A 20,404-nucleotide genomic window follows, 5' to 3' on the forward strand; every position below is an offset into this window, starting at 1 on the left:
CGTGCTCCAGTCCTACTGTTCGACCCAGTCGAGGGTGCGGGCCACGGCCTTCTTCCAATTGCGGTACTCCCGCGCGCGGACCTGTTCGTCGATCTCCGGCCGCCACTCCGACGCCTTGTGCCAGTTGGCGCGCAGGCTGTCGAGGTCGGGCCAGTAGCCGGTGGCCAGGCCGGCGGCGTACGCGGCGCCGAGCGCGGTGGTCTCGGCGACCATCGGCCTGATCACGGGGACGGCCAGCACGTCGGCCAGCGTCTGCATGAGCAGGTTGTCGGCCGTCATGCCGCCGTCGGCGCGCAGCGTGGTCAGGTCGAGGCCGGAGTCGGCGTTCATCGCGTCGACGACCTCGCGGGTCTGCCAGGCGGTGGCCTCCAGGACGGCCCGCGCGATGTGGCCCTTGGTGACGAACCCGGTCAGCCCGGCGATCACGCCGCGGGCGTCGGAGCGCCAGTGGGGTGCGAACAGCCCCGAGAAGGCCGGGACGAAGTAGCAGCCGCCGTTGTCGTCGACGGTCTTGGCCAGCGTCTCGATCTCGGCGGCGCTGGAGATCAGGCCCAGGTTGTCGCGCAGCCACTGCACCAGCGAGCCGGTGACGGCGATCGCGCCTTCCAGCGCGTACGTGGCCGGGCCGTCGCCGATCTGGTAGCCGACGGTGGTCAGCAGGCCGTGCCGGGAGACGACGGGGTCCTGGCCGGTGTTCATCAGCAGGAAGCTGCCCGAGCCGTAGGTGCTCTTGGTCTCGCCGGGCTCGAAGCAGGTCTGGCCGAACAGCGCCGCCTGCTGGTCGCCGAGCGCGGAGGCCACCGGCACGCCGGCCGCGGTGTGGCCGTAGACCTCGGCGGACGGGCGGATCTCCGGCAGCATCGCGCGCGGCACGCCGAGGGCGGCGAGCAGGTCGTCGTCCCAGCTCAGCGTGTGGATGTTCATCAGCATCGTGCGGCTGGCGTTGGTCACGTCGGTCAGGTGGCGGCCGGTCAGGTTCCACAGCAGCCAGCTGTCCATCGTGCCGAACAGCACCTCGCCGCGCTCGGCCCGCTCGCGCAGGCCGTACGCGTCGAGCAGCCAGCGGATCTTCGGCCCGGAGAAGTAGGTGGTCAGCGGCAGGCCGGCCTTCTCCTTGAACAGCCCCTCGTGCTCGGCGAGCATGCGGGTGAGCGCGTCGGTCCTGGTGTCCTGCCACACGATCGCGGGGCAGACGGGACGCCCGGTCTCCCGGTCCCACAGGACGGTGGTCTCGCGCTGGTTGGTGATGCCCAGCGCGGCGATGTCGAGCCCCTCGGTGGCCTCGGCCATGACGGTCCGGACCGACTGCCAGATCTCCTCGGCGTCGTGCTCGACCCAGCCCGGCTTGGGGAAGATCTGGCGGTGCTCGCGCTGGGCGACGGTGACGATGTTGCCGGCCTGGTCGAAGACGATGCACCGGCTGGACGTGGTGCCCTGGTCGATGGCTGCGATGTAGTGCGGTCGAGGCACGAGGTTCCTCGCTTGGGAGTCGGGGTTCGACATTGTCGAACGATGTGAGCGATGTTACGTGTTCGCCCCGGTGTTGTTCAACCGGTCATCTGGCCAGATCGCGGGTGATCGCGCGGGCGGCGTCGCGGACGTAGGAGACGTACTCCATGGTCAGGGCGCCGTCGGCGGTCAGCCGTTCGACCGCCCCCCGGATGCCGATGGCGCCCACCACGAGGCCGCGCGGGTCCTTGATCGGGGCGGCGATGGCGACCTCGCCCTCGGTGAGCTCCTCCATCTCGGCCGCCCACCCCCTGGCCCGGACCTGCTCCAGCTCCTCCTCCAGCTTGGCGGCGTCGACCAGCGTCCGGTCGGTGTACGCCGGCAGCGGCGGGGCCGCGAGCGACTCGCCGTACGGGTCGTAGGCGAGCAGCACCTTGCCGAGCGCGCTGGCGTGCGTCGGCAGGTAGGTGCCGACCTGGAGGGTCTGCATGCTGTCGTCGGGGCGGAACACGTGGTGGATCACCAGCACGTGCCCCTCGTGCAGGGTGCCGATCCAGGCGCTCTCCCTGCTCCGCCCGGCCAGGGCGTCGGCCCAGTTGATCGAGCGGGTGCGCAGCTCGTTGACGTCGAGATAGCTGCTGCCCAGATGGAGCAGCGTGGCCCCGAGCCGGTACTTGCCGGTCGTCGCGTCCTGCTCGACGAAGCCGACGCGGACCAGCGTGCGCAGGATGCCGTGGAGCGTGCCCTTGGGCAGGCCCAGCGCCCTGGCCAGCTCTGCCACGCCGAGCTGGCGGGGGCCGGATGCGAGCAGCCGCAGGATCGCGGCCGCCCGTTCCACCGATTGAATCGTCTCTCCCACGGCGGCCACCCTAGCGCAGATCAGTTCGACATTGCCGAACGCTTGCGGGAAATCAGCACCCCGCCGAACGTCAGCGCGGCGTTGACGAGCACCGCCACGATCACTCCCTGGAGCACGGTGCCCATCGCGGCCGTGGCCACGGCGCTCATGACCGGGATGCCCATGGTGATGCCGACCTGCTGGGTCATCGTCGCCAGGCCGGTGGCCAGGCCCTGCTCGGAGTCCGGCAGCCCTGACGTGGCCGTCACCATGAACCCGACGATCGCCACCATGTTCCCGATCCCGCCCGCGAACGTGGCCGCCAGCAGCAGCCAGATCCAACCCGGGCCGGTGCCCAGCAGCGCCAGCGACGCCGTCGCGACGGCCTGGAGCCCGAACCCGGCCGCCAGCGCCCGGCCCCTGCCGAGCCGGCCGAGGACCCGGGGCGCGAACACGCCGCCGAGCACGGTGCCGAGCCCCAGCACCCCGAACGCCAGCCCGGTCGCCAGGGCCGAGTAGCCGAGCACCTTCTGCAGGTAGAGGGTCATGAGGAAGACGAGGGACGTCTCCGTGGCGAAGGCGATCAGGCCGGCCAGGTTGCCCCAGGTGACGTTGGGCCTGGCCAGGATCGAGACGGGCACCAGGGGCGCGGCGGCGCGGCGCTCGACGTACCAGAAGGCGACGAGCAGGGCGGCGCCGGCGGCGAGCGCGCCGAGGCCGAGGGCGTCGGCGAAGCCGTGCTCGCCGGCCCTGGTCAGGCCGAAGACCAGCGCGAGCAGGCCGGCGGTCACGCTCACCGCGCCGGGCAGGTCCATCCTGGGCCGCTCGGCGGGACGGCTCTCCTTCAGCACCACGGGCGCGGCGACGACCACGGCCAGCGCGACGGGCACGTTGACGAAGAACGCCCACCGCCAGCTCAGCAGCTCGGTCAGCAGCCCGCCCAGGATCGCGCCCGAGGTGAACCCGGCCGACATCAGCGCGCCGTTCAGGCCGAGCGCCCTGGCCCGCAGCGGCCCCTCGGGGAACGACGTGGTCAGCAGCGCGAGCCCGGCGGGTGTGACGACGGCGGTGGCCAGGCCCTGGGCGACCCGGGCGACCAGCAGCATGCCCGGTGAGACGGCCAGGCCGCCGGCCAGCGAGGAGACGCCCAGCAGCACCATGCCGGCCACGAACAGCCGGCGCCGCCCGAACAGGTCGGCGATCCTGCCGAACAGCAACGTGAACCCGGCGGCGGCCAGCGCGAACGCCGTGGCCACCCACTGGAGGTCGGCCAGCGCGAAGCCGAGACCTGAACCGATCACCGGCAGCGCCACGTTCAGAATGGAGAAGTCCACGGCGAGCATGAACTGGGACCCCAGCAGGAGCACCAGAACCAGCCGTTGCGCGGACGTCATGCGATCGGATCGGGGCCGATCGGCGAGTACGGTCATGCCATCCCCCTAATGGGACGTGAGTTCCGTTAAGATGCGGCACGACGATAGCACGAAAGGGGCATTAATGGAACAAGAGTCCCGTTTGGCGGGGACTGTGCGGCCAGGGGGCCGCACCGCGCGCGTGCGCGCGGCCGTGCTGGAGGCCACTCAGGACGAGCTGGTCGAGCACGGCTTCCATGGGCTGACCATGGACCAGGTGGCGGCCAGGGCCGGCGTGGGCAAGACCACGGTCTACCGGCGCTGGGGCAGCAGGGCCGGGCTGGTGACGGACCTGATGACCGAGCTGGCCGAGCAGTCGTCACCGCACGCCGACACGGGATCCATCGAGGACGACCTGCTGGCCAACGCCGTGGCCGTCGTGGGCGCGGTCACTGACCACCGGCTCGGGGCCACGTTCCAGGCGGTGATCGCGGCGGGCACCTCCGACGCGCAGGCCGTCCAGGCGTTGCGCGCGTTCTACCTGCGGCGCATCGAGGAGTGGGCCAAGGTCGTCGACCTCGCGGTGAAGCGGGGTGAGCTGCCCGAGGGCACCGACGGGATGGAGGTGATCCGGGCGATCTCCGCGCCGCTCTACTACCGCCTGCTGGTCACCAAGGAGCCGGTGGACCAGGAGGTCGCCCGGGACGCGGCGCTGCGCACGCTGGCCGCGGCGCGGGCGGGCGCGTTCGTCCCGCGGGACGCCTAGCGCCGCCGGGGCCGTTGCGGGGGCGTTCGCGGAGCCAGTGCCTTTGTGCCGGTTTCCGCGCGGGCGGGGTCACAGGGGGCCGTCGGGGACCGAACGGGGCCAGACGGAGCCGTACCACCACATGATCCCGCCCATCACCACGAGCCCGGCCGCCGTGGCCAACTTGCCCCACAGGTCGGAGGGCGGCCCGGTGTACGGCAGCCGGCCGTGCCTCCGCTCCCGCCCCCAGGTGCAGTCGTTGCGCACCCGGGTGGAGTCGATGAGCGTGTCGGGATGGGTGTCGGTGACCGAGAACGCCTCGATCTCGCGGGTGGTGCCCCGGTCGATCCGGACCGTCCTGACCACCTGCTTGCGGGCCGGGATCGAGCCGGTCGCCACGCTCCTCGCGTCCACCCGCAGGTCGAACCGGGCGAGCTGGGGGGTCTGGTTGCGCAGCGTGACCCGTACGGACCCCGAACCGCACCCGAGCCGGTCGGTCGTCATCGTGAACGGGTCACCCCGGTCGGGCAGCGGCCACGCCTGCGCGGACGACGGGAGCAGCAGCGCCGCGCCCACGGGAAGTGCGGCCAGGACGAGGCGTGTACCGATGCGCATGTGCTCCTCCCGAGCCCCCGCAAGCGTGATCTTTGCTACAGATCGTGCCCATAAGAGCACAGAAAGTAACATCGCCGAGCCGGGGGAGCGGAAGCCCGCCACACCCCTCATGATGGAGGTATGGCGGAAGCGATCTACGTCGGCGGTTTGTTGGTGGCGACGCCGCTTCTTGACGACCCCAACTTCCGGCGTAGCGTCGTGCTGATTCTCGAACACGACCACGACGGCGGCACTCTCGGCGTGGTGCTCAACCGGCCGAGCGACATCTCGGTCACGCAGGTGCTGCCGGTCTGGGACCCGCTGGTCACCGGGCCGCCGGTGCTGTTCGAGGGCGGCCCCGTGCAGACCGACAGCGCTCTCGCCCTCGCGGCGGTCCCGAGCGGGCAGGAGCCGCTCGGCTGGCGCCGGCTCCACGCGGGCACCCCGGCCGTCTCCCGCCTGGGCACGGTCGACCTCGACGCGCCCCCCGAGATCCTCCAGGGCGAGATCGCGCAGATGCGGATCTTCGCCGGATACGCCGGCTGGACCTCCGGCCAGCTGGAGAGCGAGATCGCCGAAGGCGCCTGGTACGTCGTCGACTCCGAGGCCGGCGACACCTTCCACGGCGACCCCGGCTCGCTCTGGCGGCACGTGCTGCGGCGCCAGCCGGGCGAGCTGGCCTTCGTGGCGACCTGCCCCGACGACCCCACGATGAACTAGGCCGCCGGGCGGGTGTCCCAGCCGGGCCGCAGCGACGCCTCGGCCAGCGCGACCGCCTCGGAGATACGCGAGACGAGCTCCGGCATGGTGGTCTCCCTGCGGGGGCACTCGAAGCCGATGCGCATGGTGGACATCGCGAACGCCACGATCAGGTACGTCAGCTGATCGTCCTCGGGGGCGACACCCCTGCGGGCGGCGACGGCCTCGGCCAGCCGGCTCTCCGTCATGGCGCCCCGGGCCACCGACTGACCCACCAGGTGCGGATATTTATCGAATAGTTGTCGCAGCTTCAGGAACCTCTCGGTGTCCTCCGGCGTTGACCCCTGCATGTCGTCCACCATGGCCCGCAGGCCGTGCATGAGCGACGTGAACGGGGGCTCGTCCGCCGGACGGGCGGCGAACTCCTCCAGCAGGATCTCCTCGCCGTGGTCGTGGAACCACAGAACGAGATGGTCCTTGCTGGTGAAGTAGCGGAAGAAGGTGCGGGGGGAGACTTCGACGACCCCCGCTATCTGCTCGATCGTGGTGGACTCATACCCTTGTTCGAGGAACAGGTCGAGCGCCGCGTCGAGGAGCGCGAGGCGCGTCTTCTCCTTCTTGCGTTCCCGTAGACCCACAGCAGACACCCCTTCGCCACGTTTCTGTCACAGTGTGCCAGAAGTCATGCGGCGTCTTTTTAAAATCGTTTGTCATAAGTCATCGTCTGACATACCCTACCTGAGGCTTACGAGACCTATGCCGCAGTTGAGCGGTATGTGACTGAGGGGGACCTTATGGCTAACGCGAAGGCGGTCGTCGAACCGTCGTCGCCCGGCCTCGGTAAGACGGGGACAGGTGGCGGAAACCCGTGGCTGGTGCTGTTGGCGGTCAGCCTCGGCGTCATCATGGTGATGCTGGACGGCACGGTGGTGGGCATCGCCAACCCCGTCATCCAGATGGAGTTGAAGGCGTCGCTGTCCGATCTGCAGTGGGTGACCAGCGGTTACCTGCTCGCGCTGGCCGTGTTCCTGATCACGGCGGGCAAGCTCGGCGACCTGTTCGGGCACAAGCGCGTCTTCCTGATCGGCGTGACCGGCTTCGCTCTGTCCTCGATCGGCATCGGTCTCAGCCAGGAGCTGGCCGACATCGTTCCCGGCGTGTCGCCGGTCGGCGCGCTGATCGGCCTGCGGGTGCTGCAGGGCCTCTTCGGCGCCCTGCTCCAGCCGGCCGCCCTGGCCCTGCTGCGTGGCGCCTTCCCCGGTGAGAAGCTGAACCAGGCGATGGGGGCCTGGGGTGCGATCATCGGCCTGTCCAGCGCCGCCGGCCCGATCGTGGGCGGCGTGCTGGTGGAGAAGGTGAGCTGGGAGTCGGTCTTCTTCATCAACGCCCCGGTGGGCATCGTCGCGCTGATCATGGGCATCTTCCTGATCAAGGAGAACCGCGTCCAGACGTTCGCCAGGATCGACTGGCTCGGCGTGCTGCTGCTGTCCGGCGCGATGTTCTCGCTGGTCTGGACGATCATCAAGGCCCCCGAGTGGGGCTGGGGCGACTCGACGACGCTGACCTTCATCGGCGCGTTCGTGGTGCTCATCGCCGCGTTCATCTTCTGGCAGAGCAGGGCCAAGCAGCCGCTGGTGCCGCTGTCGCTGTTCAGGAACGCCTCGATCTCGATCGGCACCCTGCTGATGATGATGGTCGCGTTCGCCATGTTCGGCGCGATGTTCTTCCTGGGCTTCTTCTTCCAGGGCGTGCACGGCCTGACCCCGCTGGAGGCCGGTCTGCGGATGTTGCCGATGAGCGCGGGCATGATCGTGGCCTCGCCGCTGGCCGGCATGGCGATCGGCAAGCTCGGGCCGAAGATCACGATGGCCGCCGGTCTGCTGATCACCGCGTGCTCGATGTTCCTCATGTCGCGTCTGAGCATCGACGCCTCGTTCATCGAGAGCGGCCTGCCGTTCGTGCTGCTGGCCTTCGGCCTCTCGCCGGTGTTCGTCGGCGCGACCGAGATCATCGTGGGCAACGCGCCGGTCGAGCTGAGCGGTGTCGCGGGTGGCGTGCAGCAGTCGGCCATGCAGGTCGGCGGCGCGCTCGGCACCGCGATCCTGGGCGCCGTGATGGCCGGCGAGATCGCCGACACGCTGCCCGGCTACCTCGGCCCGGCGGCGCAGGCGATCCCGCCCGCGCAGCTCCCGCTGCTGGAGAAGGCCGCCGCGTTCGGCGCGGCGCCGCCCGGGCTGCCGCAGGTGGTCACCGACGCCGTGCACCACTCGTTCATGGACGGCATGCACCTCGCCTTCCTGGTCAGCACCGGTGTCGCGGTGCTGACGGCCCTGCTGACGCTGTTCGTCAAGGCCGGGCGGAAGAGCGAGGGCGCGCCGGTCCACATGGGCTGACCGCTTCCCGCCGGAACGGCCCCCGCCTGCGTGGCGGGGGCCGTTCCGCTGTCCAGGGCCCGATCAGCTGGGGGTGACGGTCAGGACGACGCGGCCCGAGGTCTTGGTGGTGACCGTCAGGATGCGCTTGGCGGCGTTCCAGGCGGCCGTGCCGCCGTCCACCCGGGCGCCGTTCGGGAAGCCGCGCTCGGGCAGGTAGATCTCGGTGGGGCCGGTCTCGTTGGCGTCGAAGACGACCTGGAGGCGGTTCTCGCCGTAGGTCACGCTGACCGGGACGCCGCCGATCGCCCTCGGGTACGCCCTGACGTACGCGCCCGGCAACGCGGTGGCCTTCCCCTTCACGTCGTACGGCCCCCACGGGTCGGCGTCCCGCGACCAGTAGGCCATGCCGGTGCCCACCTCGTCGCTCAGCCCCTGGACCTTCCGCACCAGGTCGGACGCGCCGGGCCTGGTCATGTCCAGCCCGAACTCGCCCAGCAGGACGGGCGCCCCCATACGCTCGGCCGTCCGCGCGATGTTCTCGCGCCACCAGCCCAGCGTGCGGTCGGTCCACTCCTTGGAGCTCGCGGTGTAGTCGTCCCCGAGGTCCAGGGGCAACGGGTAGACGTGCGGGGCGAAGGCGATGCGCGGCGGCCCGCCGCGCGGGTCGTCGAAGCGCGGCAGCGACGACGGCAGCCCCCAGTTGACGCCCACGGCCTGCGGCTCCAGGAAGATCCAGCTGTCCTGGTCGACCGCCCTGATCCGGTCGATGCTCTTGCGGTAGAGGGTGGCCAGGGGGCCGGTCTCGAACGCCGCGCCCTGGACCGAGCCGCCCCACGGCTCGTTCATCAGGTCGTACCCGAGAATGCCGGGCACGTCCTTGAAACGCGCCGCGACCGCCGCCCACGCCTTGGCGTAGTGGTCCATCAGCTCGGGGTGCTCGCCGGTGGTGTTCCAGAAGTGGTCGAAGGCCCGGATGACGCCGGGCTCCAGGTAGTACATCTCCCAGGTGAAGTGCTCGGTGGCCACCGGCAGGCCGTCGGTGTGCGTGGCCCAGCCGGGCGCGCCGTTGCCGGCGACGCCGGTGGGGGTGATGCCGTTGCCCCACAGGTCCTGGTGCATGTCCAGCATGACCTGGTAGCCGCGGTCGGAGTACCACCGCACCCGCTCAGCCACCTTGTCCAGATATTTCGTGTCATAGGTGCCGGGGGAGGGCTCCACGGCCCGCCACTGGATGAGGAACCGCACGAAGTTCGTGCCCATGTCCCGGTACTCGCGGTCGATGTCGTCCGGGGTCAGCTCGGGCAGGGCGTCGGGGGCGCCCTTGGCGCTGCCCGCCGTGTTGAAGCCGTGCAGGATCAGCGCCCGTCCCCGGTCGTCGGTGACGTAGCGGGGCGTGGACGGGGGAGCGTCCCTGGTCGCGGCGGCGACGGCGCCTCCGGCCAGCAGGACGAGCACGGCTGTCGTCGCGAGCAACCTGGCACGCTTCATCTGATCTCCGCGGATGCCGGGAAATGGGGTCTTCCATCAGAATCATGGACGCGGCTAGCCTGCCGAACATGAGCCTTGTTCGCAATAGCCTGCCGGCGATCGTCGCCTTCTTGATCGTCCTGGGGTTCGGTCTGTTCGGCGCGGTCCTGGTCACGAGGGTCGGCTACCTGGCCGTGCCGTCCGCGATCGGGGCCCCGTACGCGCTGCCGGGCCTGCGCGTCGTCCCCCTCGGCGAGACGACGTGGCTGCTCACGCTCGCCGACACGGTCCTGGCGCTCGCTTTGGTCGGCGCGGTGGCGGCCACGCGCGGCGGCTTCTGGCGCACCTGGGGCCGCTTCCTGGTCGCCGCGGTCGTGGTGAACCTGCTGCGCGCGGCCCTGCTCGCCACGGTCGCGCAGGCCGGGATCGGCGCCTATCTGGGCTATCTCGGCGGCGGCCTGGCCGTGGGGCTGATCTGGGGAATCGTGCTCGGCTGGCTTCCCGGACTCGCCGCGCTGCCACGCCGGCGCGGAACGCGGGACCGCTCGCCGGCGGGCATAAACTCGATGGGGTGAGCACGAAGATCCTCCCAGAGCAGGAGACCACGCCGCGCACCTCTCATGGGGACGGCGACCACGAGCGCTTCGCCCACTACGCGGACAAGCACAAGATCACCGAGAGCATGGTGACGGGCACACCCATCCGCGCCCTGTGCGGCAAGATCTGGGTGCCCAGCCGGGACCCGAAGAAATACCCGGTCTGCCCCGAGTGCAAGGAGATCTACGGAGGTCTGCCGTCGGGCGGCGGTGAGGGCGACGACAAGAAGCAGTGAGTGTTGCTGAAGCCCAATCCCCTCGGGTAAGGCTACGGTCGGTAATCTGACCAGCCCATACCGTCACGGGGGGATTGCATGGCCCGGCGCGCGACCGCCGTCTCGTTGGCATGCCTGCTGGCGGCCGGGCTCGCCCCGCCGCTCCCGCTCGACGCCGCGCCGGCGTCGCCGTGCCTGTCGTCGGCCGCGCGCCTGACCGCGCGCTCGACCCCGGGCGTGCCGAGGGCGACCGGCCCGCGCTCGCCGCTCCCTGAAGACGTCGCCAAGGTCATGGCCGAGCTGAAGGTCCGGCTGCGCGGGGTGGCCGTGCCCACGCGCATCACCGTGCCGACCCGGGTGGTCGTCCTCACCGACGGCCGCCGCAAGGTCGCCGAGCAGGCGGTCAAGGCCCAGATCGACGTGCTCAACGCCGCCTACGCCGGCCGCAACGGCGGCGTGGACACCGGCGTGCGCTTCAAGCTGGAGTCCGTCTCCGTCAAGGAGAACGCGGGCTGGTTCACCGACCCCGTCGGCGGCGAGAAGGACATGAAGACCCGCCTGCACCAGGGCGGCGCCCAGACGCTCAACCTCTACATCGCCCAGCTCAGCGAGCTCATGCTGGGCTTCGCCAGCTACCCCTACTGGTACGCCGGCGCCCCCGCCCTCGACGGCGTCGTGATCGACTGGCGCAGCCTGCCCGGCGGCCCGATGACCAACTACGACAAGGGCTACACCGGCGTCCACGAGATCGGCCACTGGCTCGGCCTGTTCCACACCTTCGAGAACGGCTGCGACGATCCCGGCGACGGCATCGCCGACACCGCCCCCGAGGCCCGCGCGACCGAGGGCTGCCCCGAGGGCAAGGACACCTGCGCCCACGCCGGCTCCGACCCGATGCGCAACTACATGGACTACACCCATGACCGGTGCATGTCGGAGTTCACCCAGGGCCAGGCCAACCGCATGCACGAGATGTGGACGGCGTACCGACGCAGCGCAGATGCGTAGTTTGGGGGCAATTACGATGTGTAGGTGACAGCACCGAAGGCAATCGACGCTCCCGACACCTCACCCCCGATCCTCGGGCCCCGATACCGCACCGCCACCTTGGGGATCCTTCTGGTGGTCACGCTGATCGCCTTCGAGGGCATGTCGGTCGGCGTCGTCATGCCGGCGGTCTCGAAGGACCTCGACGCGCTCAACCTCTACGGCATCAGCTTCTCCGCCTTCCTCATCGCCAGCCTGTTCGCCAACGTGGTCGCCGGGCTCTGGTCGGACCGGCGCGGCTACCCGCTGCCGTTCCTCGTCGGGGTGGTGCTGTTCGTCGCCGGGATGGCGCTGGCCGGCGCGGCGGACGCCAAGGAGCTGTTCCTGGTGGCGCGGGCCGTCCAGGGGCTGGGCGCCGGTTCCTCGATCGTGGCGCTGTACGTGATGATCGCGCGGGTCTACCCGGCGGTCGTGCGGCCCAAGGTCTTCGCGGCGTTGTCGGCCGCCTGGGTCGTGCCCTCGATGGTCGGGCCCGCCGTGGCGGGGGCCGTCGCGAAGGAGTGGGGCTGGCGTTTCGTCTTCTACGGGATCATCCCGCTGGTGGTGCCCGCGCTGGTGATGCTCGTCCCCGCGCTCCGGATGGCCTCGCCCGGTGAGGCCGAGGAGAGCCCCCGCGGGCCGCGTTCGCAGCCGCTGGCGATGACGCTGGCCGCCACCGCCGCCGCCGGCGGCGCGGGCGTGCTGCTGTGGGGCGTGGACGAGCTGCACAAGCAGCCGGTGATCGGCGCGGCCGCCACGCTCGGCGGGCTGGGCTTCCTGGTCTACGGCCTGCACCGGCTGCTGCCGCCGGGCGCGCTGCGGTTCGGGCGCGGGCTGCCCACGACCGTGCTGCTGCGCGGGTTCTTCTCGGCCGCCTTCTTCGGGGTCAACTCCTTCATCCCGCTGGTGCTCACGTCGGTCAAGCTCTTCGACGCAAGGGCCGCCGGGATCGCGCTGACCACGGGCGCGCTCGGCTGGTCGGCGGGCTCGTTCCTGCAGAGCAGGCGGACCGCCGAGCCGCACCGGCGGATCAGGCTCGGGGCGGTGTGCGTCACGGCCGGGATCGTGATCGCGCTGTTCGCGGCGCTGCCCGAGGTGAGCGGCTGGATCGCGGTGCCGGCCTGGATCGCGGCCGGGTTCGGCATGGGCCTCGGCATGACCACGGTCAGCGTCACCGCGCTCAGGCAGTCGCCGGTCAGCGAGCAGGGCGCCAACTCCGCGGCGCTGTCGGTCACCGACATGCTGGGCTCGGCCCTGACCGTGGGCCTGGGGGGCGCGGTGATCAACTTCATCGGGCACGGCTCCGGGCAGATCGCCACCGGATTCGTGGTGATCTCGGTCCTCATGGCGCTCATCGGGCTGGCCGCCACGTTCCTTGCCGCCCGTACCCGCTGATCGTGTGATTCTGCCCCTCCCGCCACAGCGATCACGGATCGCCAGATCTTCGTCCCGAGGAGTGATAGGACAACGGGACGAGGAGGTGTCATGGAGGATGATCACCGGGTCTGGCCCCCCGCTTCCGGGCCCCGGCACCGCCGCACTCCTCCCGAGGACGCGGACTTCCCGGACGACTCCGACAGCGACGACAGTGACGACAGTGACGACGAGGACGACCAGGACGACGAGGAGGCCCCCTGGCCGCCGCGCCGGGGGCGCGACCCGTACGAGCGGCCGGCGTGGAACCCGCGGATCCGCAGGACCGTCCCGCTCGACCCACCGGCCGCCGCCGATCCGCTGCCGCCCTCGGCCCGCCGCCACGCCACCCCCTCCGAGCCGCTGCCGCCCTCGGCCCGCCTCTACGGCACCCCCGCCGACCCCGGCCCGCTGGAGCAGGCGCCGCGGCGCGGACGGCGTCCGGCGGGCGTCCTGGTCGCCCTGGTGGCGACGGCGGGGCTGGTCGCGGGGGCGAGCGCGGTGGCGTCCCGGCTCACCGAGCCGCCGCCGCGGCCCGACCGGCTGAGCGACGCCGTGGCCGGCGTGTCGCTGCGGCTGCCGCCCGGCTGGAGCGCCGGGACGGTCCCGCCGGTCACCGGCTTCACGTCGGTCGCCAGGGACGGCAACGGCGCGCTGGTCATGGCCAGGCGGGTCGCCGAGCCCGTGCCGAACGTCAGAAAGGCCGCGGGGGAGGCCGCCGAGCTGTACTCCAGGCTGCTGCTCAAGGGCGACAAGGTCACGGTGGTCGACGACCGCGACATCCCGCAGGGACACACCCGCGCCCTGCGCGCCGAGTACCAGGACGTCGTCAACCGGCCCGCATTCCTGCGCGTGATGCTTCTCACCCGCGCGGGCCGCGCCGTGCTGCTCGTCGGCCTGCTCCAGCCCGAGGCGGCCACCGGCAGACAAGCGCTCGACGCGGTGATGACGAGCTTCAGATAAGCCACATAGCACGTAGGGAAGACCTTGGCCAGAATCCTCGATGCACGGCACGTCTTGTCGGTGAGCCCGATTACTCTTGGGTCACTGTGAGAGAGCGAAGCACACGAACCCCAGAGGTGATGCGGTGAGCACCTTCGCCGCGTCCCACCTTTCGCCTTCCTATCCAGACCGCGCCGCGTGGGGCACCGCGCCCAAGCTGCGCGCCTGGCAGCAGCAGGCGTTCGACCTGTACTTCAGGCGCGAGCCGCGTGACTTCCTCACCGTGGCCACCCCCGGCGCGGGCAAGACGACCTACGCCCTGCGCATCGCCAGCGAGCTGCTGGCCAACGGGGTGATCAGGGCCGTCACCATCGTCACGCCCACCGAGCACCTCAAGCGCCAGTGGGCCGACGCCGCGGCCCGGGTGGGCATCGGCATCGACCCGGAGTTCAAGAACAGCCAGGGCACCACCTCGCGCGACTACACCGGCGTGGCGGTGACCTACGCGCAGGTCGCGATGCACCCCGCCCTCCACCGGGCGCGCACCGAGGCCCGCAAGACGCTGGTCATCTTCGACGAGATCCACCACGCGGGCGACGCCAAGTCGTGGGGCGACGGCGTGCGCGAGGCGTTCGAGCCCGCCACCCGCCGGCTCCAGCTCACCGGCACGCCGTTCAGGTCCGACGACAACCCGATCCCGTTCGTCGGCTACGAGGAGGACGCCGAGGGCGTCAAGCGCAGCGTCTCCGACTTCTCCTACGGCTACGGCCCGGCGCTCGACGACGGCGTCGTCCGTCCGGTGATCTTCCTGGCCTACTCCGGCGAGATGAAGTGGCGCACCCGCGCGGGCGACGAGATCGCCGCGACGCTCGGCACCCCGCTGACCAAGGACCAGCTCTCCCAGGCGTGGCGGGCCGCGCTCGACCCCAAGGGCGACTGGATCCGCCAGGTCATGCAGGCCGCCGACCGCCGCCTGACCGAGATCCGCCGGGGCGTGCCCGACGCGGGCGGCCTGGTGATCGCCACCGACCACGAGACCGCCCGCGCCTACGCCCGCCACCTGCGCAACATCACCGGCGAGGGCGCGACGGTGGTCCTGTCCGACGATCCGGGGGCGTCCAAGAAGATCAAGCAGTTCGCCGCCTCCCACGACCGGTGGCTGGTGGCCGTCCGCATGGTCTCCGAGGGGGTCGACATCCCGCGCCTGTGCGTGGGCGTCTACGCCACCTCGACCTCGACCCCGCTGTTCTTCGCCCAGGCCGTGGGCCGGTTCGTGCGCGCCCGCAAGCGCGGCGAGACCGCCTCGGTCTTCCTCCCCTCGGTGCCCACCCTCATGGGGCTGGCCAACGAGATGGAGGTCGAGCGCGACCACGTCCTCAACAGGAAGCCCCCGGAGGACGGCCTCGACGACAGCCTGCTGGAGCAGGCCAACCGGCAGAAGGACAACCCCGACGTCCTGGGCGACGAGCTGCCGTTCGAGACGATGGAGACCTCGGCCACCTTCGACCGCGTGCTCTTCGACGGCGGCGAGTTCGGCACCGGCGCGGAGATCGGCTCGGCCGAGGAGGAGGACTTCCTCGGCCTGCCCGGCCTCCTGGAGCCCGACCAGGTGGCCACCCTGCTCCGCAAGCGCCAGTCCGACCAGCAGGCCGCCAAGCGCAGGCAGAGCCCGGCCGAGCAGCCCAAGGAGACCCTCGCCCCGCACGAGCAGATCGCCGAGCTCAGGCGCGAGCTCAACGGCCTGGTGGGCGCCTGGAACCACCGCACGGGCCAGCCCCACGGCGTCATCCACGCCGACCTGCGCCGCACGTGCGGCGGCCCGCCGATCGCGCAGGCCACGGCCGAGCAGATCCAGGAGCGCATCGACGCCATCCGCCGCTGGGCCACCCAGCGGCGCTAGCCGCGCCCCCTTCGCCGGTTCCCCGCGAACCGGCGAAGGGGCCCGGCGGGGGTCCGGCGGGGGACCCTGCACATTTGGCCACAGAGCAGTGACCTTCCGTTAGAAGGCCGGCCAGAACGGCAACAACCCTCTTGGCTGTCTTGGGATACCAGAAGGATCTTGCCCATGTCGTCTGAGGCCCCCGGCAGGTCGACGCTCACCGTCACTTCCGGCCTCTCCCGAAACGCCGTCATCATCAGGCTCGAAGGCGAGCTCGACGTCTACGCGATCCCGACCCTGCGCGAGCACATGCAGCGCGTCTGGGAGCTGCCGGCCAAGCCGTTCCTGATCCTCGACCTCGGCGCGGTCGCCTTCTGCGACTCGATGGGCATGAACGAGCTCGTCGAGGTCATGCAGCGGTGCGAGTCGAGGGGCACCAGGCTGCTGCTCGCGGGGGTGCACGGGGTGATGGCGCGGGTGTTGTCGATCACGGGGCTGCGGCACGCGTTCGAGGTGTTCGCCAGGTTCGACGACGCCCTGCGGCTGGCCGTGGCGACCCTCTAGGGGGCTCTAGAGGCCGGCGGGGGCCGGGATCCTCTTCCCGGAGCGGCCGTCCACCGGGATGTAGCGCTCGTTGCCCGGCAGCGGGACGGTCAGCGCGGCCCGGCCGTCCTTGACGCGGACGGGAAGCGTGCGTACGCCCTGATGGTCGCCGCTCAGCGGGCCCTCGTGCACCCACACCAGCAGCCGGCGGCCCTCGGGACGGGCGATCACCTTGGCCGTCGCGCACTCGCGCGGCGCGGCCGACCACGACAGCACGAGCTGCCGGCCGACCTTGGCCCACTGGGGGATCGGGGTGCGCTCGTCGCAGGCGGGCAGCGCGGGCGCCGGCGGCATGTCGTGGGCCACGACGGCGGGGCCGCGGCCGGCGGGCACGTCGCCCATGGCGACCGTCGCGGCCTCCAGCAGCGCCAGCGTCACGACCGCCCCCACCCGCGCCCCCGGACGGCCCTTGACGAGCACCCAGAGGGCGAGAGGGGCGAGCAGCAGCCAGGCCACGCCCAGGGAGATGGCAAGCATGAGGAACCTCGCACAGGATGAAGAGATATGACTCTACGTACTACTTCGACTGCGGAGAGGTTAGGTCATCCTTGAATATCACATGACCGCAGGGTTGCGCACTGTGTACCGTCCGTGATCACGGACGGCCGTGGCGCACTCCCGGGTCGTCCCGGGCGGGGCCGGTCAGCCCGTCTTGGGGCGTGCCGTCCAGCTTCACGCCCGCGGCCTCCATCTGGGCCATGGCCGACTGCGTGGTCGCCGGGGAGACGCCCGCGGTGAGGTCGAGCAGCACGCGCACGGCCAGCCCGTTGGCCGCCGCGTCGAGCGCGGTCGCGCGCACGCAGTGGTCGGTGGCGATGCCCACCACGTCGACCTCGGTCACCCCGCGCTCGCGCAGCCAGTCGGCCAGCGGCGCGCCGTCGCCCGAGGCGCCCTCGAAGCCGCTGTAGGCGGCCGCGTGGGAGCCCTTGCTGAAGACCTCCTCCACCTCCGACACGTCGAAGGAGGGATGGAAGTCGGCGCCGGGGGTGCCGGCCACGCAGTGGGCGGGCCAGGACGTGACGTAGTCGGGGGTGTCCGAGAAGTGGGTGCCGGGGTCGACGTGGTGGTCACGGGTGGCCACGACGTGGTCGTAGCCGTGCTCGCTCAGATGGCGGGTGATCGCCGCGGCCACCTCCGAGCCGCCTGCCACGGCCAGGCTGCCACCCTCGCAGAAGTCGTTCTGCACATCGACGATGATCAACGCGGTGCCCATAAGAGCACGATACGTCAGACGAACTCCGTGGGGATCGCCGCGTACCCCCTCCCGAGGTGCAGCGCCTCCTGGGGGAGCAGCGCGACGGCCTCCGCGTGGCGGTCACGGGCGGCGGAGAGAGGCTCCCGGCCGACGACCTCGCCGTCGCGCACCAGCTCGTGCAGCAGGGGGATGCCGCCGTCGGGGACGACGCCGCCGGTCGTGATCAGCTCGGTCTCGACGTGCCCGCCGGCGTCGAGCAGCCGGTACGCCTCCTTGCGCCCGCCGCGTGACGGCTTGCCCACCGACCGCTTGGCCACGGCCTCCAGCCGGCCCGCCCCCGTCTCCCGCGCCACCAGCTTGTACACCAGGGCCGCCGTGGGGACGCCGGACCCGGTCACCAGGGAGGTGCCCACGCCGTAGCCGTCCACCGGGGCGGCGGCGAGCGCGGCGATGGCGTACTCGTCGAGGTCGGAGGTGACCACGATGCGGGTGTCGAAGGCGCCGAGCGAGTCGAGCAGCTCGCGCACCTCCTGCGCGGCGGCGGCCAGGTCGCCGGAGTCGATGCGGACCGCGCCCAGCTTGCTGCCGGCCAGCTCGACCGCCGTGCGCACCGCCTGCTCCACGTCGTAGGTGTCCACCAGCAGCGTCGTGCCCACGCCGAGGGAGGCGATCTGGGCCTCGAACGCGTCCCGCTCGGAGTCGTGCAGCAGGGTGAACGCGTGCGCGGCCGTGCCCGCCGTGGGGACGCCGTACACGTGGCCGGCCATGAGGTTGGAGGTGGAGGCGAACCCGGCGATGTAGGCGGCGCGGGCGGCGGCGACGGCGGCGTACTCGTGCGTGCGGCGCGAGCCCATCTCGATGAGCGGGCGCTTGCCGGCGGCGTTGGTCATGCGGGAGGCGGCAGAGGCGATGGCGCAGTCGTGGTTGAGTATCGACAGCGTCAGGGTCTCCAGCAGCACGGCCTCGGCGAAGGTGCCCTCGACGATCATGATCGGGGAGGCGGGGAAGTAGAGGTCGCCCTCGCGGTAGCCGTAGACGTTCCCGGAAAACCGGTAATCGGCGAGAAACGCCAGAGTCGATTCGTCGACCACCTCCTGCTCGCGGAGAAAGGTGAGTTCTTCATCACCGAAACGGAAGCGTTCGAGCTCGTCCAGGATGCGGCCGGTGCCGGCCACGACCCCGTACCGGCGGCCGCCCGGCAGGTGTCTGGCGAACACCTCGAAGACCGCGCGCCGGTGCGCCGCGCCGCTGCGCAGCGCCGCCTGGAGCATCGTCAGCTCATAGTGATCTGTGAGCAACGCAGTGCTCATGGTCATTCTCACGACTCGAAGACTACGACCCAGATAGGGCAGACTCGGGGATGTGGGTAGCACCGCTCCAATCACCGTCGAGCGTCCGTCATCGGACGTCCGGCCCGATCTGCCATGGGTGACCATCGTCTGGAACGACCCGGTCAACCTCATGTCCTACGTGACCTATGTCTTCCAAACCGTCTTCGGCTACACCAAGGAGAAGGCGGAAAAACTGATGCTGGACGTCCACCAAAAGGGCAAGGCGGTCGTGTCCAGTGGCACGCGCGAAGAGATGGAACGCGATGTGCAGATTCTCCACTCCTACGGCCTGTGGGCGACGGTCCAGCCGGATTCGGTCAAGTGAGGCGGCGTCGGTGAGTTCGGGGTTCTCGGCCGGGCGGAACGGTTCGGTCATCGCGCAGTTCGAGGCCGCGGAGGTCTCGCTGTTGCGCTCGCTCGTCTCGATGCTGCTCGGCCTGGTCACGCCGGGGGAGACGAGCGACGATCCGCTGGAGCGGGCGCTCGGCATCGGGGCGGCCCAGGCGCCCACCGATCCGGTGCTGGCCCGGCTGTTCCCCTCGGCGTACGAGGACGAGCAGGAGGCGTCGGAGTTCCGCCGCTACACCGAGGCCACTCTGCGCGACGGCAAGCGCGCCGACGCCCAGACCGTCCTGGACACCGCGCGCCCGGGCGGCGCCGAGCTGACGCCGGAGCAGGCCCAGGCGTGGCTGCGCTCGCTCAACGACGTCCGCCTGACCCTCGGCACCAAGCTCGACGTGACCGAGGAGATCCACGACGAGATCGCCATGATGTCCGAGGACGACCCCCGCTACCCGGCCTACGTCACCTACGACTGGCTGACCTACCTCCAAGACAGCCTGGTCCGCGCCCTCTGGTAGCTTCCGGGCATGCTCACGATCTCGCAGGAACTGGTGGACAAGATCGTCGCGCACGCGCGGGCCGACCATCCGGACGAGGCGTGCGGGGTGATCGCGGGCCGCGACGGCGTGCCCGAGCGGTTCGTCCCGATGGAGAACGCCGAGCGTTCGCCCACCTTCTACCGGTTCGACTCCCTGGAGCAACTGCGCGTCTGGCGGGAGATGGACGACCGCGACGAGGAACCCGTCGTGATCTACCACTCCCACACCGCCACCGAGGCGTACCCGTCGCGCACCGACGTGTCCTACGCCTCCGAGCCGCAGGCCCACTACGTCCTGGTCTCGACCAGGGACGAGAACGAGGTCGAGTTCCGTTCCTACCGGATCCTCGACGGAGTGATCGAGGAGGAAGAGGTAAGATTCCTCCCATGATGGTCCGGCCGGTGCAGAGCTACCTCTTCGCGCACACCCCGGCCGTCGTCGTCTACGACTGTCGCTGATCTGGAATCCGTACCAAGCCATCGGTGTTGCCGCCGATGGGACGACGACCAGATAAGAGGAGAATGACCGCGATGGCCATCGAGGTTCGCATTCCCACCATCCTGCGCACCTACACCGACGGCGCCAAGGCCGTCGACGCCGAGGGCGCCACCCTCGACGAGCTGATCAGCAACCTTGAGTCGCGCCACCCCGGCATCAAGGACCGCCTGGTCGACCAGGGCAGCCTGCGCCGCTTCGTCAACGTCTACCTCAACGACGAAGACGTGCGTTTCCTCGGCGGCCTCGGCACCCCGGTGTCCGACGGCGACACGGTGACCGTGCTGCCCGCCGTCGCCGGCGGGTGAC

At 70.9% G+C, this 20,404-nt stretch carries 23 protein-coding genes; 14 read left to right on the plus strand and 9 right to left on the minus strand.

What is annotated here, in order from left to right; translation table 11 throughout:
• Positions 1–12 precede the first annotated feature (12 nt).
• Genes glpK through ABZ459_RS16580 form a run of 3 tightly spaced genes read right to left on the minus strand, consistent with a single transcriptional unit; the run spans position 13 to position 3,681 of the window.
• Entirely contained in the window at positions 13–1,503 is a 1,491-nt protein-coding gene (gene glpK, locus ABZ459_RS16570) for a glycerol kinase GlpK (RefSeq protein WP_357971092.1), read from the minus strand.
• A 52-nt stretch (positions 1,504–1,555) separates the two neighbouring features.
• Positions 1,556–2,308 carry an IclR family transcriptional regulator gene (locus ABZ459_RS16575; RefSeq protein WP_357971093.1) on the minus strand — a complete coding sequence of 251 codons (753 nt, stop codon included), beginning with the start codon at positions 2,306–2,308 and terminating at the stop codon, positions 1,556–1,558.
• A gap of 20 nt (positions 2,309–2,328) precedes the next feature.
• Positions 2,329–3,681 carry an MFS transporter gene (locus tag ABZ459_RS16580; RefSeq protein ID WP_357971094.1) on the minus strand — a complete coding sequence of 451 codons (1,353 nt, stop codon included), beginning with the start codon at positions 3,679–3,681 and terminating at the stop codon, positions 2,329–2,331.
• A 160-nt stretch (positions 3,682–3,841) separates the two neighbouring features.
• Here ABZ459_RS16580 and ABZ459_RS16585 point away from each other — a divergent pair, with 160 nt between their 5' ends.
• On the plus strand, positions 3,842–4,405 hold the full coding sequence (locus ABZ459_RS16585) for a TetR/AcrR family transcriptional regulator (RefSeq protein WP_357971095.1): 564 nt from the start codon (positions 3,842–3,844) through the stop codon (positions 4,403–4,405).
• A gap of 69 nt (positions 4,406–4,474) precedes the next feature.
• On the opposite strand, the gene ABZ459_RS16590 is transcribed toward ABZ459_RS16585, so the two are convergent.
• Positions 4,475–4,999, minus strand: a complete 525-nt coding sequence (locus ABZ459_RS16590; RefSeq protein ID WP_357971096.1) for a hypothetical protein — start codon at positions 4,997–4,999, stop codon at positions 4,475–4,477.
• Between the two features lie 120 nt (positions 5,000–5,119).
• Here ABZ459_RS16590 and ABZ459_RS16595 point away from each other — a divergent pair, with 120 nt between their 5' ends.
• Positions 5,120–5,698: a YqgE/AlgH family protein gene (locus ABZ459_RS16595; protein WP_357695183.1), complete on the plus strand. Its 579-nt coding sequence runs from the start codon at positions 5,120–5,122 to the stop codon at positions 5,696–5,698.
• On the opposite strand, the gene ABZ459_RS16600 is transcribed toward ABZ459_RS16595, so the two are convergent.
• Positions 5,695–6,315 (minus strand): TetR family transcriptional regulator, encoded by a 621-nt coding sequence (locus tag ABZ459_RS16600; protein WP_357971097.1) that lies wholly within the window; start codon positions 6,313–6,315, stop codon positions 5,695–5,697. The genes ABZ459_RS16595 and ABZ459_RS16600 overlap by 4 nt on opposite strands.
• 156 nt (positions 6,316–6,471) lie before the next feature.
• Between ABZ459_RS16600 and ABZ459_RS16605 the strand changes: the two genes are divergently transcribed.
• Positions 6,472–8,070, plus strand: coding sequence for an MFS transporter (locus ABZ459_RS16605; protein WP_357971098.1), 1,599 nt, complete (start codon positions 6,472–6,474; stop codon positions 8,068–8,070).
• A gap of 63 nt (positions 8,071–8,133) precedes the next feature.
• Here ABZ459_RS16605 and ABZ459_RS16610 read toward each other — a convergent pair whose 3' ends face one another.
• On the minus strand, positions 8,134–9,540 hold the full coding sequence (locus ABZ459_RS16610) for a cellulase family glycosylhydrolase (RefSeq protein ID WP_357971099.1): 1,407 nt from the start codon (positions 9,538–9,540) through the stop codon (positions 8,134–8,136).
• Between the two features lie 68 nt (positions 9,541–9,608).
• Here ABZ459_RS16610 and ABZ459_RS16615 point away from each other — a divergent pair, with 68 nt between their 5' ends.
• The 7 genes from ABZ459_RS16615 (at position 9,609) to ABZ459_RS16645 (ending at position 16,154) form a co-directional block, all read left to right on the plus strand.
• Complete coding sequence (locus ABZ459_RS16615; protein WP_357971100.1) at positions 9,609–10,094, plus strand: hypothetical protein; 486 nt, start codon at positions 9,609–9,611, stop codon at positions 10,092–10,094.
• Positions 10,091–10,351 (plus strand): DUF3039 domain-containing protein, encoded by a 261-nt coding sequence (locus ABZ459_RS16620; RefSeq protein WP_357971101.1) that lies wholly within the window; start codon positions 10,091–10,093, stop codon positions 10,349–10,351. Before ABZ459_RS16615 ends, ABZ459_RS16620 begins: the two co-directional genes overlap by 4 nt.
• 78 nt (positions 10,352–10,429) lie before the next feature.
• Positions 10,430–11,338 (plus strand): zinc metalloprotease, encoded by a 909-nt coding sequence (locus ABZ459_RS16625; protein ID WP_357971102.1) that lies wholly within the window; start codon positions 10,430–10,432, stop codon positions 11,336–11,338.
• A 24-nt stretch (positions 11,339–11,362) separates the two neighbouring features.
• On the plus strand, positions 11,363–12,751 hold the full coding sequence (locus ABZ459_RS16630; protein ID WP_357971103.1) for an MFS transporter: 1,389 nt from the start codon (positions 11,363–11,365) through the stop codon (positions 12,749–12,751).
• A 90-nt stretch (positions 12,752–12,841) separates the two neighbouring features.
• Positions 12,842–13,732 carry a hypothetical protein gene (locus ABZ459_RS16635; protein ID WP_357971104.1) on the plus strand — a complete coding sequence of 297 codons (891 nt, stop codon included), beginning with the start codon at positions 12,842–12,844 and terminating at the stop codon, positions 13,730–13,732.
• A gap of 124 nt (positions 13,733–13,856) precedes the next feature.
• Positions 13,857–15,611: a DEAD/DEAH box helicase gene (locus ABZ459_RS16640; protein WP_357971105.1), complete on the plus strand. Its 1,755-nt coding sequence runs from the start codon at positions 13,857–13,859 to the stop codon at positions 15,609–15,611.
• 165 nt (positions 15,612–15,776) lie between these two features.
• Entirely contained in the window at positions 15,777–16,154 is a 378-nt protein-coding gene (locus tag ABZ459_RS16645; protein ID WP_357971106.1) for an STAS domain-containing protein, read from the plus strand.
• Between the two features lie 6 nt (positions 16,155–16,160).
• Here the strand turns inward: ABZ459_RS16645 and ABZ459_RS16650 are convergent, their stop codons facing one another.
• The 3 genes from ABZ459_RS16650 to ABZ459_RS16660 all read right to left on the minus strand — a co-directional run bounded on the left by ABZ459_RS16650 (position 16,161) and on the right by ABZ459_RS16660 (position 18,704).
• Positions 16,161–16,670: a hypothetical protein gene (locus tag ABZ459_RS16650; RefSeq protein WP_357971107.1), complete on the minus strand. Its 510-nt coding sequence runs from the start codon at positions 16,668–16,670 to the stop codon at positions 16,161–16,163.
• 118 nt (positions 16,671–16,788) lie between these two features.
• Positions 16,789–17,406 (minus strand): nicotinamidase, encoded by a 618-nt coding sequence (locus tag ABZ459_RS16655; RefSeq protein WP_357971108.1) that lies wholly within the window; start codon positions 17,404–17,406, stop codon positions 16,789–16,791.
• Positions 17,407–17,420: 14 nt separating this feature from the next.
• Positions 17,421–18,704, minus strand: a complete 1,284-nt coding sequence (locus ABZ459_RS16660) for a nicotinate phosphoribosyltransferase (protein ID WP_357971109.1) — start codon at positions 18,702–18,704, stop codon at positions 17,421–17,423.
• A gap of 46 nt (positions 18,705–18,750) precedes the next feature.
• On the opposite strand from ABZ459_RS16660, the gene clpS reads away from it, so the two are divergent.
• The 4 genes from clpS to ABZ459_RS16680 all read left to right on the plus strand — a co-directional run bounded on the left by clpS (position 18,751) and on the right by ABZ459_RS16680 (position 20,403).
• On the plus strand, positions 18,751–19,044 hold the full coding sequence (gene clpS, locus ABZ459_RS16665; RefSeq protein ID WP_352350112.1) for an ATP-dependent Clp protease adapter ClpS: 294 nt from the start codon (positions 18,751–18,753) through the stop codon (positions 19,042–19,044).
• A gap of 10 nt (positions 19,045–19,054) precedes the next feature.
• Positions 19,055–19,579 carry a DUF2017 domain-containing protein gene (locus ABZ459_RS16670; RefSeq protein WP_357971110.1) on the plus strand — a complete coding sequence of 175 codons (525 nt, stop codon included), beginning with the start codon at positions 19,055–19,057 and terminating at the stop codon, positions 19,577–19,579.
• Between the two features lie 9 nt (positions 19,580–19,588).
• Entirely contained in the window at positions 19,589–19,990 is a 402-nt protein-coding gene (locus ABZ459_RS16675) for a M67 family metallopeptidase (protein WP_357971111.1), read from the plus strand.
• A 140-nt stretch (positions 19,991–20,130) separates the two neighbouring features.
• A complete protein-coding gene (locus tag ABZ459_RS16680) occupies positions 20,131–20,403 on the plus strand; it encodes a MoaD/ThiS family protein (protein WP_352350116.1) in 273 nt (90 codons plus the stop codon).
• Position 20,404 lies beyond the last annotated feature (1 nt).

The sequence above is a fragment of the Nonomuraea sp. NPDC005692 genome, assembly GCF_040631115.1.
In the GTDB taxonomy this organism is placed as follows: domain Bacteria; phylum Actinomycetota; class Actinomycetes; order Streptosporangiales; family Streptosporangiaceae; genus Nonomuraea.

Excerpts from the sequence above, each read along its gene's own strand:
- glpK (WP_357971092.1), bottom strand. The coding sequence starts at position 1,503 with ATGTCGAACCCCGACTCCCAAGCGAGGAACCTCGTGCCTCGACCGCAC.
- ABZ459_RS16580 (WP_357971094.1), bottom strand. The coding sequence starts at position 3,681 with ATGACGTCCGCGCAACGGCTGGTTCTGGTGCTCCTGCTGGGGTCCCAG.
- ABZ459_RS16590 (WP_357971096.1), bottom strand. The coding sequence starts at position 4,999 with ATGCGCATCGGTACACGCCTCGTCCTGGCCGCACTTCCCGTGGGCGCG.
- ABZ459_RS16595 (WP_357695183.1), top strand. The coding sequence starts at position 5,120 with ATGGCGGAAGCGATCTACGTCGGCGGTTTGTTGGTGGCGACGCCGCTT.
- ABZ459_RS16605 (WP_357971098.1), top strand. The coding sequence starts at position 6,472 with ATGGCTAACGCGAAGGCGGTCGTCGAACCGTCGTCGCCCGGCCTCGGT.
- ABZ459_RS16610 (WP_357971099.1), bottom strand. The coding sequence starts at position 9,540 with ATGAAGCGTGCCAGGTTGCTCGCGACGACAGCCGTGCTCGTCCTGCTG.
- ABZ459_RS16615 (WP_357971100.1), top strand. The coding sequence starts at position 9,609 with ATGAGCCTTGTTCGCAATAGCCTGCCGGCGATCGTCGCCTTCTTGATC.
- ABZ459_RS16625 (WP_357971102.1), top strand. The coding sequence starts at position 10,430 with ATGGCCCGGCGCGCGACCGCCGTCTCGTTGGCATGCCTGCTGGCGGCC.
- ABZ459_RS16635 (WP_357971104.1), top strand. The coding sequence starts at position 12,842 with ATGGAGGATGATCACCGGGTCTGGCCCCCCGCTTCCGGGCCCCGGCAC.
- ABZ459_RS16645 (WP_357971106.1), top strand. The coding sequence starts at position 15,777 with ATGTCGTCTGAGGCCCCCGGCAGGTCGACGCTCACCGTCACTTCCGGC.
- ABZ459_RS16650 (WP_357971107.1), bottom strand. The coding sequence starts at position 16,670 with ATGCTTGCCATCTCCCTGGGCGTGGCCTGGCTGCTGCTCGCCCCTCTC.
- ABZ459_RS16655 (WP_357971108.1), bottom strand. The coding sequence starts at position 17,406 with ATGGGCACCGCGTTGATCATCGTCGATGTGCAGAACGACTTCTGCGAG.
- ABZ459_RS16660 (WP_357971109.1), bottom strand. The coding sequence starts at position 18,704 with ATGACCATGAGCACTGCGTTGCTCACAGATCACTATGAGCTGACGATG.
- ABZ459_RS16675 (WP_357971111.1), top strand. The coding sequence starts at position 19,589 with ATGCTCACGATCTCGCAGGAACTGGTGGACAAGATCGTCGCGCACGCG.
- ABZ459_RS16680 (WP_352350116.1), top strand. The coding sequence starts at position 20,131 with ATGGCCATCGAGGTTCGCATTCCCACCATCCTGCGCACCTACACCGAC.